A 14,050-nucleotide genomic window follows, 5' to 3' on the forward strand; every position below is an offset into this window, starting at 1 on the left:
CCAGCTTCCGTTTTTTTTGTTTATTCTAAGATATTTCAGGCTTCCGAAATTCTTTCTTTCGGAAGTTTGCTGGTGCAGTTCCTTGTTTATTGGTGAAGACGGAAGAGAAATAGGCAGGATTGCTAAAACCGACTTCATCAGCAATACGCGCAATGGACCAGTCCGTTTGAATGAGCAGCTTTTTTGCTTGCTCTATCCGATACTGCAGCAAATAATCAATGGGAGTTAAACCATACACTTTTAACATGCATTTGGCTAAATAGTTAGGATGGTAATTAAATTCGGCCTTTAGTACGGGGTTAGTGATCTTGGAGGTATAATTCTGACGAATAAACAATTCGATTTTTTCGGCAAGATGGATGGCCGTTGAATTTGTTGCTATCCCTGAATCAAAATTAATATTTTGCATAAAGTTCTGGAAAGCTGTTTGTTTCCGCCAATTACGGAGTGAACGTGGATCATTATCTAAAGAATAAAATTCATTGAGATCATTCATTGATTTGCTGGAGAGCTTTAATTTTTTTGGAATAAAGATCGAGCTTAATTCACAGTGATGGAGATAGGCTTTCTGTTTATGTTTTTCAAATAACGTCATTTGGTTTTCCAGGCATTCATTTATACCTTTCATTTCATCCCAGGCACCAAACGTTTGAAAATGTATCCAAGTAATTTCTGTCTCCTCTTCACAGGAAGTAGTGCCATAGTGATACGCATCGGGTCTTAAAATAATCGCTTCATCTTTATGTATGATCCACTCATTCTTATTCTCACCAATGAATAGCTTTCCCTTGGTGACTATAATGATATCGAACACATTAATAGAATATCGACATACATGTCGTTCCCCCGGCATGAAAGTATGCTTCCCACTGTCTATAAAATAAGGAATAGGCGGAGTTACAAAGTGCATGATTAGCTCGGACATAAGATATCCCTCACTTTGATCCATAATGATGAGCCTTCATTTATATCATAAGTAGTTGTTAATTGTATGTGAAATATCACAAGGAGGCTAAGAAATTTAAACGATTTACTAAAGTGAGGTCTTATATTGTGAAAATTTGCTATAGTGAAGCCAATCAGAAACTTTTGTATTAAAATAGCACACTTCTCTAAAATTTTCAAACCCTTAGGGGAAAGTTGAAATTCCATAAATATAGGTTGGAATATTAGTTTTTCAATATAAATCATGGGTGATACAATTAAGTAAGCGCTTTCCGTTGAGGAGATTAGAGGAAGGAGTAGGGATTTATGGGATGAGATGCGGAAAGTCATTGCCATAAAACTTAAAATCTAAACGTTTAATTGGAGGCAATCACCAGGATAAGACTACGAAAAGTAAACAGGAGGTTAAGATGAAAACGACGACTAAAAAGTTGATGTCACTGGCTACTGCATTTGTGTTATTTTTCGAAGTGCTGCCTTTGGGGGTTAACGCGGTGCCTTCGGCAGCCGCAGCAACGAATAGTATCTCCAATGCTAGTCTCTCTGCCAAGGTCGGTGATTTAGGGCAGATTGAAGAATTGTTTATCCAAAACAACCCAACAAACAAAAGTGGCAAACCTATCAATTTTGTTTTGCCCAACAATACGTCGCCACAAAACGACGTCCAGCACCAATGGATGGGCGAAATGATTTTTTCTTACCGTACCGGTGACAGCAAGCAATTCCCTAACGACAGGACCGGCTTTGTAGAAGTGGATACAAACAAAACATTGGCAGCTGGCGGATCAACCAAGTATACAGCTATCAATCCTACTAACCAATATTTTGCGAAGGAAGCTTCATCAGACGGCAAGAAAGTGGAAGTCGACTTTATTGGACAGAATCTAGATTCAACTGCAGCTCGGGTGATGAAAGGTTTTGACGTGAAGTCTGTATTTGATATGGATACCGATGATGGTTCGATGCTATGGGAAATTACGTTAAAAAACAAAAGCAGCAAGTACATGGAATTTGGTGATATCGGCTTGCCGATGCCTTGGAATAACAAATATCAATCAGTGTCAGATACCTATGACAACCGGGTTACGGTACATAATTTTGCCGGTGCCGACAGTGGATATTCCTATTCCATCCGCACAAGCGGTGAAGGGAATTTCATGATGTTTGCCCCAGTACCGGAAAGTGGCGCACGCATTGAATATGTTGATTATTGGTTGGGTGACACGGGTGAACTTCGCAATGGAAGTCTTTACTCCAACTGGGTTGGTGACAGCGGCGGCTGGTTCCCGGGGCTGAATGTTCTATATATTCACTCCAAAGATATACAGAAAACCGGCCGTGGCTATTTTACCGATGCCACCAGCTTGGTTTTGGCTCCAGATGAGCAAAAAACATATAAGTTTAAATTTTCAGCAGTACGCGCAGGCGACAACGATCCACAAGTAAATGCTCAAAGTCCAAATAATGCTTCTACTTCTATGGAAGATCGTGAAGCTAACCTTCGCTCCAATCTGTACAAATCAGGCATGATTGATGCCGTAGCGTTGCCCGGCTTCCAGGCTGCAATCAATATGCCTGTCAAGCTGGATTTGCATTATGACGACAGCCTCATCGACGTACAGTCAGTAGATATTCAGTCTGTTAACGAGAATGATCCGTTTGATGAAACACATATCCCGGTTATCAAGGCCGGTCAGACCAGAGACAAAATGGTCAATAATTCCCGCGCTGGACGTGGACTTCCTGATGGGAACCCGGGATATGAAGAATCCGTACAGTTTGTAGAAACCAAGGTTGTTAACGGTGAACAGCATCATATCTATTCGCTGAAGTTTGGCAATATCGGCAATAACAGCGTTCGTGTGAATTATAAGCTGAAGTCCGGTACGGAACAAATGGATAAATTTACTCAGTTTGAATTTAATATTCTTGCAGAGCTTGATCAAACATCGCAGGCTCACTCCGAATTTATGGTAGACAAAACGCAGGATAAGGACCCGAATAGTCCTACCTACGGCATCTACCGTGACTGGTATCTTACAACCGGACTTGACACGACGACCAGCCATTGGGGAGATGATTGGAGCCACGATAACATCAACTTCATGACCATGAAGAATGTTCTTGATCCAAATCCTGATGAAATTAAATCCATTGAGAACTACCTGATCGACTTTATGTGGGAAAAGTATATGAAAGATACGCAGAACAGCTTTACGGTTGCGAACTACCTGAGAGATTCAGGGGTTTATACGAATTCAGAAAAACCTTATGTACGGACGTTTTCCGAAATGATGGAATCTACTGGCTATTTCAACATGTATCGGATCCAAAAGGCATATCCGGATTTGGTAGAGTATCGTGAAACGCCGCAATACTATCTGGAAAAGGCCTACGGCATCTACTATAACCGTGTCTCCAGCGGAGCAACCGGATTCTATGGTGAGCAGCAGATACCAGATATGATCGAGGCACTTAAAGAAGAGGGAATGCTGACTGAATATGAGAATCTGAAGAAGAAGTTCGCACAAACCAAAGGACGGAACGTGACAAACGCCTCTTATCCTTACGGGTCAGAATTTGAATATGACAATACTGGCGAAGAAGGGGCTTATTCTGCAGCCAAGGCGCTGCGCACCTACTACCCTGAAGACGCGCGGGCTGCCGCGGCCTTGAAAAGTATGGGAATGGATGACTTGAAGACTCGTGCAATGCGAGGCATTCAGCCTACCTGGTACTATTATTCCGTACCGGTATTCCGCGCCGGCGAAGGCTGGTGGAATTTCCAATATACCGCGTCTTTGGCAGGATCCATTATGGATGACTGGCTCCGCTATGAGGATGACGGAAGATCTGGGGAACAGACTGCTATCGCGCAACAGCGTAACTATGCGGCGAAAATTTCAAATTTCAATGCCGTCAATATGGGTCAGATTTCGGCACAGTCCGTAGGCGGCATCGCTTGGAGATATAACGCCCAGAAGGGTGGAACGGGTACTAAAAACGTAAACGATGGCGGTACTCGCGTTATGAACAACGGTTGGCAGGACTTTTCCGGCGAATCAGAGGAAGGTCTCTATGGCTCGCTGCTGCGCATCAGTTCTGATATCGTCACCGATCCGGTATTTGGTCAATTCGGATATGGTGCTTTGGTCACTGACCAAGGCGGCACTTACCATATCACACCAAAGGACGGTTTTGGTAAACGTATCAACTTAATCGATGAAAAAATATATCTAGTCTCGGAAAGCGATAAAATCGAAAGCGCCGAGATTCAAAAAGACGGCAATGCCTTTCATTTGCAACTCTCGAATCTTGCTAAAAGCGAGCACGCTTCAAAGATTGATTTCGATGGGGCAGGATTAGACAACGGCTATTATACAATGAAACTTGATGATCAAGATGCCGGACAGTTCTATGTACAGAACAATAAAGGTACGGCTATGTTCCAAATGAGCAGTGCGCAAACGGCAGAATTGACGATTGAAAAGGCAGATACAGGTGAAAATCAAGCGCCGAAGGTTACTGCAGAATTGACGACGCAAAACGCACAGGCAATGATTCCATTTGTGATGAGCGGAAGTGTAACCGATGATGGCGCACCAGATGGCACGTTGACCTATCAATGGGAAGTTGTCAGCACTCCGGAAGGCGGCAAGCTGAGCTTTACCAATCCTAAGTCAACCGTCACACGGGCGAACGGTACCAAAGAAGGCTCTTATACGGTCAGACTCACCGCTAACGATGGGCAAGAAAGCACTTCTAACGAACTGACCTTCTCGCTCGCTGCTCCGCCTGAAAAACAGCCTCCAGTAATTGGCGAAGTAACGGCTGTTCAGGATGCTTCGAATAGCAGTATTCTCGTATTATCCGGCAAGGCGACTCCGGATCCAGTGTACAGCGCGGTATCTGACCCGGTATGGACATATGGATGGACGGTTAAGCAAAAGCCGGATGGCGCAGCGGATGTTACTTTTGTTGGTGGCGACAAAGCAAATGCATATGCCCGCATAAGCAAGGCAGGCACCTATGTCTTTACCTTTACAGCAGCTGATGAAGGCAAGACATCCAGCAAGGATGTAACGATTAATATCTCGAAAGATGCCGATGGCGCCTACAAGGCACTCAGCGTTGTGACACAAATAAACACGGCTCCGACACTTCCTGCGCAAATGGATATTCTGCTTGATGACGGATATAAGCCAAGCGTTATCAATTGGAATACGGTTGATCCAGCCAGCTATGCAAAAGAAGGTGAATTCGTAGTCGAGGGCAATATCGTAGACAGCGAATTGAAGGTGCGTGCCACGGTATATGTCGTGAAAGCACAACCTCAGAACAATGCGCTAATTGCGAAACCTTCAGCTAGTTATTCCGGTGGCGACGGATATCCTGAGGCGATGAATAACGGCAACGAACCAAAAAGCTCATCGGATTTCTCGGCATCCAAAGGTGCCGCTAACAGTGCATGGCACAACTGGGGAAAAGAAGGAGAACCAGCATGGGTCATGTATCAATGGGATGAACCATTCCTTGCCTCTTCGATGGATGTATATGTCTTCCGAGACGGTGGCGGGAATTTCCAACCTACGGATATGAAGCTTCAGCTTCGTGATGCGGATGGGAATTGGTACACACCAAGAGGAGTAACAGGACTTGGGAATGCATTGAATAAATACAACACGACTACCTTTGAGCCTGCCTATATTACCGGTGCTCGGCTTGACATGAAACCTGTCATCGTCGGGATCGGTATTCTGGAATGGAAGGTAAATGGATATACGGGAGGGACAGACAAGTCGAAGCTGACACAGGTTATTAACTTTGCTAATTCATTAAAGGCTGCGAACTTCATCGATCAAGGTCTTGCGCCGATTGCTGATGCGAAGGCGAATGCTTCCGCCGTGATGAGTGACAAGGAAGCTACAGAAGAGGATGTTGCCCAGGCGATTGCGAAGCTGCTGGCAGATCTGCGGCTCTTGAGTCCACGCGATAAGAATATGGCGTATGCAGCCAGTCTCTCCGCCAGCTTCACTTCATCTTGGGAAAGTCTTCCTGCGGCAAATGACGGGTTAAAAACGTCAACTAGCAACCCACATTGGGGTTCGTGGGGCAATACAAGCTCTGAAGAATGGGTGCAATATGATTGGCCTCAGGGCGCAACAATCGAAGGCTCAAATCTGATGCTGTGGACGGATAATGGCGGCATAGAGGTGCCTACAAAGTTAACGTATTCCTACATCCCGATGAATAGCCAAACGAATGAATGGGTAACGGCAGGAACCATTACTACAGGCATCACAGCTCTTACTACACCGGTTGGTTCTTCAAATCTATATGAGTTTGACCCGACTCTGGAGGTTAAATCTCTGCGTGTTACGATGACAAAAAAAGCCCGGAATGGGAATGGCGTTGGCTTATGGGAATGGGAAGTTTCCCAAGCGGTGACTAATCAGAATCAGCCGGCACCTACAACACCAACTGGGGTTATGCCGACCATATTCAACGGAAATGACGGTAAGCTGATTGGCGTGACATCGGCAATGGAGTACAAGAAGGAAGGCGCGGAACAGTATACGGCAATTACGGGAGCAGAGGTTACAGGCCTCAGTGCCGGCACGTATTTTGTCCGGTATATGCAAACTGGTTCTCTAAATGCCAGCCCTGATAAGGAAGTTGTGATTCCGGAAGGGGAGATAAGGGATGCCGTGGCCACCATTAGCGGTCCTTCATCACCAGTGGTTGTGGGTCAATCGATTAACCTTCCGGTTGGCGTTGCGGGATTGACTCATGACTTTAATATGATAAGCGTGGAGTTGAAGTATGATCCGGCTATGATTACGTTTGCTACTTCACTCAATGATGGTGTCAACGTCTTGGATGAAGGTTCTATTACTTCTTCGCGGGATGGACTCCAAGTTGTTGAGACAGCTGTGAAACCAGAGACAGGAGACATCTTGATAATTATGGGAATTACCGGAACCTTCTTATCAGGTGACGGCGAATTATTTGTTCTTCACGGCAATGCCAAGGCGGATGCAACTGCCGGAACCACAAATGTTACCGTAACCAAGCAGGAAATGGTCGGAGACGAGAGCCATTATACGTTACTCGACACCTCTCTGGCTGCGGTAGACATACAAGTTGTGCAGGCGGATAAGACGACATTGATTGCTTCGATTGCAGCAGCACAAGAACTCCTTGATGCAGCAGTAGAAGGAAACAAAGAGGGTCAATATCCAATCGGTTCAAAAGCAATCTTACAAGCTGCAATTAATAGTGCATCAGTAGTGGTGCAAAATGGAGCAGCAACACAAACTGACGTTGTTAATGCGTTTGAAGCGTTGGATCATGCAGTAACCGTCTTTAGCGGTTCGATTATCCTTATCAATAAAGCGGCATTGAATACAGCCATTACAGATGCTGAGCAAGCATTAAGCGCTGCAGTAGAAGGATCAGCGCCGGGCCAATATCCAACGGGTACGAAGGCTGCACTTCAAGCTGCGATTGATGCTGCAATTATTGTTCGTGATCGTACTACGGTAACGCAATCCGATGTGGACTTGGCTGTGTCGACATTAACGACAGCACTGAGCACATTCCGAGCCAGCGTGAATCCAACGACTACGCCTTCCGTTGATTTGGGAGCCTTAAATCAAGCGATTGCTGCTGCTCAAGCTAAACTTACGAAAGCAACAGTTGGTGACAAAATTGGTCAATATCCAGCAGCTGCAATCACGAATCTTCAAGCAGCCATTGTAGCAGCGAGCAACGTGAAGAGCAGCAATGGGACCTCACAGTCGATGGTTGATGCAGCGGTAGTAACATTAAATGAAGCTATATCAACATTCGCTTCGAAGCTTGTGACTCTTGTACCTGGAGCGACATCCATTACGATCCAGGATCTATCGATCATTGCTAAATATTACGGTGTTAAGAAAGATCAACCTGGTTGGGATATCGTAGAGAAGGCAGATTTGTTCGATAATCATGAGATTACGATTCTTGAATTAGCAGCAGTAGCACGTATGATCGTAGGGAATTGGTTACAGCAATAAACAATCGGTAACGTGGACTTAAGAGGGAAGGCGCTTTAAGCGCCTTCCTCCATCGTTTATGAAGGGATGATACGCATGTTGAAACGAAAGTTAGTTATGCTGTTGTCGATCGTCATCCTGGTTATTGGAGTATCGCAGGGGACTGTTATGGCAAAAGAGGCAAATGCCACGTTCGACTTAAAGCTTAGTTATTCGGGTAAAGATGTTAAGCTGTCTATTATGGGGCATGGACTGACGGATATGTACGCTTATGATTTTGAGTTATCCTATGATGAGAAAATACTTGCATTCAGCAAAGCGGAAACTGTGATTAAAGGGTTCTCTGTAGACCCTATCCTCAGCTCAAATACGCTCCGGATTGCTCATACGAAGATGGGAGAGATTGCTGGTGAGAAAGGGGACGTGGAGCTGTCCACGGTAACCTTTAAACGTATTGGATCGGGGACAACCTCTATTAAGCTTAGCAATATAAAGCTTGTTGATTCGAAGCTGGACATGGTTGAATTAGAGCCTAAAGTAACGGCAACGGTTATTGATGATCCCAATTTGTCGACTTTCAAAGATGTTAAAGGACATTGGGCAGAAGCTTCGATCTATGAAGCTGTTAGTCTGGGCTTCGTGACCGGCTATTCGGATGCTACCTTTAAGCCTAATCTGGAAGTAACCAGGGCAGAATTTGCAACGATGATCGTTCGGGCTTTGAAGCTCCAGACAAGTGACGGTAAAGGTCTGGCCTTTAAAGATAGTAAAGAGATTCCTGTATGGGCGAGAGCTTATGTACAAACAGCGGTTGAAGCAAAGCTGATTACCGGCTATGCGGATAATACATTTGGGGCAAGCAAATGGATTACTCGCTCAGAAATGTCAGCCATCATTGTACGTGCACTTGCTAAAGAAACAAGCTCCACTATTAAGTTACAGTTCGCTGATCTGGATAAGATACCGATATGGGCAATCCCATCTGTGAAGGCAGCAGTGGAGCTAGGTATTATGAAAGGAAATACACATAATCAATTTGCTCCTAATGCACCTGCAACCCGTGCAGAGGCTGTTACGGTCATTCTCAGAATGCTCAAAGCGTAAAATAAAGAACACATTACTGCAGCGGCAACTCGCCTGCAGAATGTGTTCTTTGCTCTGTTATTCCATAGGGAAGAGGCTATAGAAAGGATGTCGGATTTAATTAGTAGATTTTGTTTAAATGGTTGAAAAATTATAAAAATTGGAATAAGATATCCTTAATAGCTTGCTTAGTCCAGACGAGATTGGAATTTTGCTAAACGTTTAACTTTTACCCAAAAACAATTGGATTGGTTAAGTAAAACCGATTCAATTGTTCTGTAAGCCTTTTCAATGGTTGAAATATGAAAAGAACAGGTTGAAATAATCGGTTTCGTTCTTTTATTAAAAATGGCACAATATGAATGGGTTCAATGTTAAACGTTTAACTCTAAAGCGTGGAGATTTTGAACGTTTGAGTCAGACGGTTAGACATATAAATTAAAGCGAATTTTGAAGGGAGATCGGGGTCAATGAAAACGGGAAGGAAACTTGGGGTAGGTCTTGTATCGGCTGCATTGGTAATGAGTGTCGTTGGTTGCGGAAACAATGGAAACAACGGAAATAACGAGACAAATACAGCATCACCCGGAACAGATGCTACCAAAGCACCTGCAACGTCGTCTTCCAAAGCTGAAAAGGTTAAAATTATCTACTCGATGTGGGGAAGTGCGGAAGAGGGGAATACCACACAATCGGTGGCTGACAAATTTAATGCCTCCCAAGACAGAATTCAAGTGGAAGTGCAGGCGATTCCATGGGAAAGCTACATGACAAAATTGAATACGCTTGCAACGGCAGATCAACTGCCCGATACAGGCATGTTAAAAGAGGATGGCGTTATCCAATGGTCCTCTCAAGGTATGCTTAACGATGTAAGTTCTATGTATGAAGGAAGCGACAGCAAGCCGCTGGATAGCCTGGCTTACAAATATGAAGGCAAAACCGTAGCATATGCTGCTGCAAATGAAATCCTCCTACTCTACTATAACAAAGACATGTTTGACAAAGCGAACGTTCCTTATCCACCATCCTCACTCGATAAAGCATGGACATGGGACGAATTCGTAGAGACGGCCAAGAAATTGACGAACGACAAAAAAGGCAAACATCCTGGTGACGATGGCTTCGATTCCCAAAGCATCGTTCAGTACGGTGCATCTGTAGAAAATCTCCCGTGGCAGTTGGAAACTTGGACACTTAGTAACGGCGGAGGTTTTTATGCCAATGACGGTACAGAGGTTCGGGTTGGGGAAGACGCTAGCATCGAAGCCATTCAGAAAGTTGCTGATCTGTACTTAAAAGATCATGTTGCTCCTTTGTCCGTCGGACAGACCGATGATGGCATTCAACGTACCATTATTGCAGGTACAGTCGCTATGGCAACGAATGGTGCATGGAATGTGGGAACTAGCTTAAATACGGCGAAGGAGGCCGGTCTGAACTACGGCGTAGCTGTTCTGCCTTACATGAAGGATAAAGTTACTCTTAATACAGGTGGCGCCAATGTTGTATTCTCTCAATCCAAGCATCCAGAAGAAGCAATGGAATGGCTGAAATGGTATAACTCTGAAGAAAATAACTGGGCACTTATCTCATCGGGTATTTGGATGCCAACGCTGGAGAAGTGGTATAAAGACGAAACACTGACCCACAAATGGCTCGAAAATCCTAACTTCCCACCGTACGAAGAATATAAGTCTGCCGTAGTTGATTATGCACAATCTTCCGCAGCAAGACCTGCTTCCTGGTTCTATACGAATAATACAACGGAATTTAACACCTTGCTAGGATCCGTTCTGGGGGATGTATGGACGGGTAAAACGACTGCTAAGGACGCCATCTCCAAAAATCTTGATGCTTTGAAGGCCGCTCATACAGGCAATCAATAATAAAGATTGGAAGGATGACCGCCATGATCACAAGCGGCGGTCATCCTTTAAACATGAGGTGGGGAGCGAGAAATGGAAACCATTAATAGACCACAAAAGCGCCGTTCCCGTATTTTTTCAGCCGAGGCACGCGTAGCTTATATTTGTTTGATTCCAGCCTTCCTAGGATTAGTCTTTCTGACGTATTTGCCTCTTGTAGGAGTGCTAGGCATTAGTTTGACCAATTGGACTGGCTTGAAAAACCCCGAATTCATCGGTTTTGATAATTATGTCAAGCTATTTACCACGGACCCTTATATTAAAGATTCCATTATCGCAACAATTTATTTTGCGATTTTATCGGTAATCGGCAGTATGATCTATTCGCTGTTTATTGCACTGCTGCTGAATCGTAAAATTCCTGCAAGAGGTTTCTTCAGAGCTGTATTCTATGTGCCATATGTATTGCCTGCTGCAGCAATCTACGTAGGATGGTCTTGGCTTTATGAGGGGAATTTTGGTTTCTTCAACTATCTTCTCTCAGAACTCGGGCTGAAAAAAATTCTCTTTATAGCCGATTCCAGCTATGTCGTTCCTTCACTCTCATTAATATCAGTTTGGCTAGCAGGTAACTTGATCGTTATCTTTTTGGCTGGACTTCAAAACGTTCCCGTAGTTTACCATGAAGCAGCTGAAATGGATGGAGCGAACGGCTGGCAACGCTTCCGTCACATCACAATACCATGCATGACACCGATTATCTTCTACAATCTATTGATGAGTCTGATCGCCAACCTTCAAGTCGTTACACCAGCACTTTCTTTGACGAATGGCGGTCCAGGTAATTCATCCCGATTCATGACTTATCTCATGTATGATCAGGCATTTGTAAATTACAAATTAGGTTATGCCTGTGCAACTACTTTCATTATTTTTGCCATTCTTGCGGCCTTTACCGCCATATTATTTAAGACGTCTAACAAATGGATTTATAATGAAGGAGGGGACGACAAATGAGTGTAGCAGCATACGGGGGCAGACTAAAAAGCAAAAAACGCAGGGACCGAATGATGAACATTTTAACGATTGTCGTCGTCCTTGTATTTACCATTTTAGCTCTCTTTCCAATCTGGTGGATTTTCCGCACGTCTCTCATGACGAATGCCGAGATCTATAAATATCCCCCTTCCCTATTACCGCAAAATTGGTTGTTTTCCAACTATGAGAAGACACTAGAGATATTTAAGTTCTGGAAATACCTGTGGAATACGATGGTGATTATCGTTCCCTCCTGTCTGGCAGGAACCTTTACGGCTACATTGTGTGGATATGCTTTTGCAAGGTTGAGATTTCGGGGGAAAACGGTGATCTGGGCACTATGTGTGGGATCCATGCTTCTGCCTGCTATGGTAACGCTCATTCCACTGTACATCGGTTGGACGCGTGGACTAGGCATTCATGACAGCTACTGGCCATTAATCCTGCCATATTTTTGTGGCGGAGGCGCGTTTAATATCTTCTTGATCCGTCAATTTATTATGTCCATTCCAAGAGAACTCGATCAAGCGGCAACGATCGACGGTGCCGGGTACTTCCGCATTTTGTTCAGCATTATTATGCCGGCTATCCGACCAGCTATGATTGTCGTCGCGTTGTTTATCTTCATAGGGTTATGGAACGATTTGCTTCAACAGATGATTTACATTAACTCGAGCGATAAATATACGATTGCACTTGGACTAACCAACTTTAGAGGCCAATTAAAAAGTGATTGGTCGCTTACCATGGCCGCCACATGTTTATCTTTTGCTCCAGGTGTCATCTTCTACTTAATTGGTCAAAAGTATTTCGTAGAGGGAATCACTCTAACCGGGTTAAAAAGTTAGTTTCTTTCAATGAATTAACAGCGGCTAAATGGCGTACTTGAAGGTGCTGAAGGAAGTAGAGAACGTTCTTTCGTAAAAATCAGTTTAACAATGGGCTATTCTATGGTCATTTTTAAATGACATATGGGATAGTCCTTTATTTTTGTCTATACTTCTATCTAATGAAGTACTTTCTTTTTTTTCGAAATTGCGTAATGGTATAAGTGTAGGCAGCAATGATGAGTGACTAAATTGTATGCTGAGAAGACTTCATGAAGGACTTGAAGATGAGATGACGGAGCATTCAACCTAAAGGGGGATGGAAGATGGAACCGTGCAATGAAAGTTTTATTAAAAGCATTGACCGTTTTAAGCCGCATACCTTTCATGCCATTGACGGAGACGGGATCTTTATTTCGCATTCACATGATTATGATGAATTAACGCTCATATTGGAAGGGGAAGGGTACTACAGCTCTCCTGAACAAAATATGAAAGTAACTGCGGGTAACCTAATTTTAATTCCGCCTGGACTTCATCACGGTTTTGTTTGTACCGTGCCTTGGCGAGGGGTTTCGATTCATTTTTTTCAGAATGAGCTTCCAGTTCAATGCCAGTATCTCTTTCATTCCGGGTATGAGTCTAACCGAATTCATAGTATTAAACTTAGTGAAGAAGACACTCGTTGGGCGGAGATGAGTATCCTGCAGCTGGAGAATGAGTGGAAATCCGACCATGTGAGCATCGATTCCCAGAATATTATGCGGATTGCTTTCGAGACGGCACTTGTCTTATTCCAGCGGTATAAGACTAATACGACACCCTCCACCGGGAATAAGACGGATCAGACGATTATGCAAGAGGTATTAAAGGAGATTCACTCCAGATTCTACAGCAGCTTAACGGTGCATGAGCTTGCATCAAGGTATTTCCTATCAGAAAGTAATCTGCGGAAAAAGTTTACGGAAGCGATCGGCATTTCTCCCAAGCAATATATCATCAATCTTCGCGTGCAGGAAGCAAAACGGCTGCTGCAGCAGACCGATAAGGCGATCGAATCGATCTCAACCGAGGTAGGGTTCACGTCCTCCAGCCGCTTCTATGAATTTTTTGTCAAATCAGTAGGTGTTACCCCGCTTGAATGGCGTAAAAACACATCAAAAAACACATCAAAAAGAGCTTAACGATTAAGCCATCTCTTCTGAGATGGCTTTTTTCGACCGACGAAATCGATTTGGCTATTCCTTTTTTT

Annotated in this window: 7 protein-coding genes; 6 read left to right on the plus strand and 1 reads right to left on the minus strand. The window is 44.0% G+C overall.

Annotation, left to right across the window (positions count from 1 at the left end; genetic code table 11):
* Window positions 1-25: 25 nt before the first annotated feature.
* On the minus strand, window positions 26-949 hold the full coding sequence (locus FHS17_RS17855; protein WP_243865418.1) for a helix-turn-helix domain-containing protein: 924 nt from the start codon (window positions 947-949) through the stop codon (window positions 26-28).
* A gap of 406 nt (window positions 950-1,355) precedes the next feature.
* On the opposite strand from FHS17_RS17855, the gene FHS17_RS17860 reads away from it, so the two are divergent.
* The 6 genes from FHS17_RS17860 to FHS17_RS17885 all read left to right on the plus strand — a co-directional run bounded on the left by FHS17_RS17860 (window position 1,356) and on the right by FHS17_RS17885 (window position 13,982).
* Window positions 1,356-8,003 carry a DUF5695 domain-containing protein gene (locus FHS17_RS17860; RefSeq protein ID WP_167279783.1) on the plus strand — a complete coding sequence of 2,216 codons (6,648 nt, stop codon included), beginning with the start codon at window positions 1,356-1,358 and terminating at the stop codon, window positions 8,001-8,003.
* A gap of 75 nt (window positions 8,004-8,078) precedes the next feature.
* Window positions 8,079-9,086, plus strand: a complete 1,008-nt coding sequence (locus tag FHS17_RS17865) for an S-layer homology domain-containing protein (RefSeq protein WP_167279784.1) — start codon at window positions 8,079-8,081, stop codon at window positions 9,084-9,086.
* A gap of 449 nt (window positions 9,087-9,535) precedes the next feature.
* Window positions 9,536-10,954: an ABC transporter substrate-binding protein gene (locus FHS17_RS17870; RefSeq protein ID WP_167279785.1), complete on the plus strand. Its 1,419-nt coding sequence runs from the start codon at window positions 9,536-9,538 to the stop codon at window positions 10,952-10,954.
* 72 nt (window positions 10,955-11,026) lie between these two features.
* Window positions 11,027-11,950, plus strand: a complete 924-nt coding sequence (locus FHS17_RS17875) for a carbohydrate ABC transporter permease (protein WP_167279786.1) — start codon at window positions 11,027-11,029, stop codon at window positions 11,948-11,950.
* Window positions 11,947-12,819: a carbohydrate ABC transporter permease gene (locus FHS17_RS17880; RefSeq protein WP_167279787.1), complete on the plus strand. Its 873-nt coding sequence runs from the start codon at window positions 11,947-11,949 to the stop codon at window positions 12,817-12,819. The genes FHS17_RS17875 and FHS17_RS17880 overlap by 4 nt, the downstream gene beginning before the upstream one ends.
* A gap of 305 nt (window positions 12,820-13,124) precedes the next feature.
* Entirely contained in the window at window positions 13,125-13,982 is an 858-nt protein-coding gene (locus FHS17_RS17885) for a helix-turn-helix domain-containing protein (RefSeq protein WP_167279788.1), read from the plus strand.
* Window positions 13,983-14,050 lie beyond the last annotated feature (68 nt).

Origin of the sequence: Paenibacillus lupini (assembly GCF_011761355.1) — a bacterium.
In the GTDB taxonomy this organism is placed as follows: domain Bacteria; phylum Bacillota; class Bacilli; order Paenibacillales; family Paenibacillaceae; genus Pristimantibacillus; species Pristimantibacillus lupini.

What these genes read in the sequence shown, in the direction of transcription:
- FHS17_RS17855 (WP_243865418.1), bottom strand. Translation starts at nt 949, where the DNA reads ATGGATCAAAGTGAGGGATATCTTATGTCCGAGCTAATCATGCACTTT.
- FHS17_RS17860 (WP_167279783.1), top strand. Translation starts at nt 1,356, where the DNA reads ATGAAAACGACGACTAAAAAGTTGATGTCACTGGCTACTGCATTTGTG.
- FHS17_RS17865 (WP_167279784.1), top strand. Translation starts at nt 8,079, where the DNA reads ATGTTGAAACGAAAGTTAGTTATGCTGTTGTCGATCGTCATCCTGGTT.
- FHS17_RS17870 (WP_167279785.1), top strand. Translation starts at nt 9,536, where the DNA reads ATGAAAACGGGAAGGAAACTTGGGGTAGGTCTTGTATCGGCTGCATTG.
- FHS17_RS17875 (WP_167279786.1), top strand. Translation starts at nt 11,027, where the DNA reads ATGGAAACCATTAATAGACCACAAAAGCGCCGTTCCCGTATTTTTTCA.
- FHS17_RS17880 (WP_167279787.1), top strand. Translation starts at nt 11,947, where the DNA reads ATGAGTGTAGCAGCATACGGGGGCAGACTAAAAAGCAAAAAACGCAGG.
- FHS17_RS17885 (WP_167279788.1), top strand. Translation starts at nt 13,125, where the DNA reads ATGGAACCGTGCAATGAAAGTTTTATTAAAAGCATTGACCGTTTTAAG.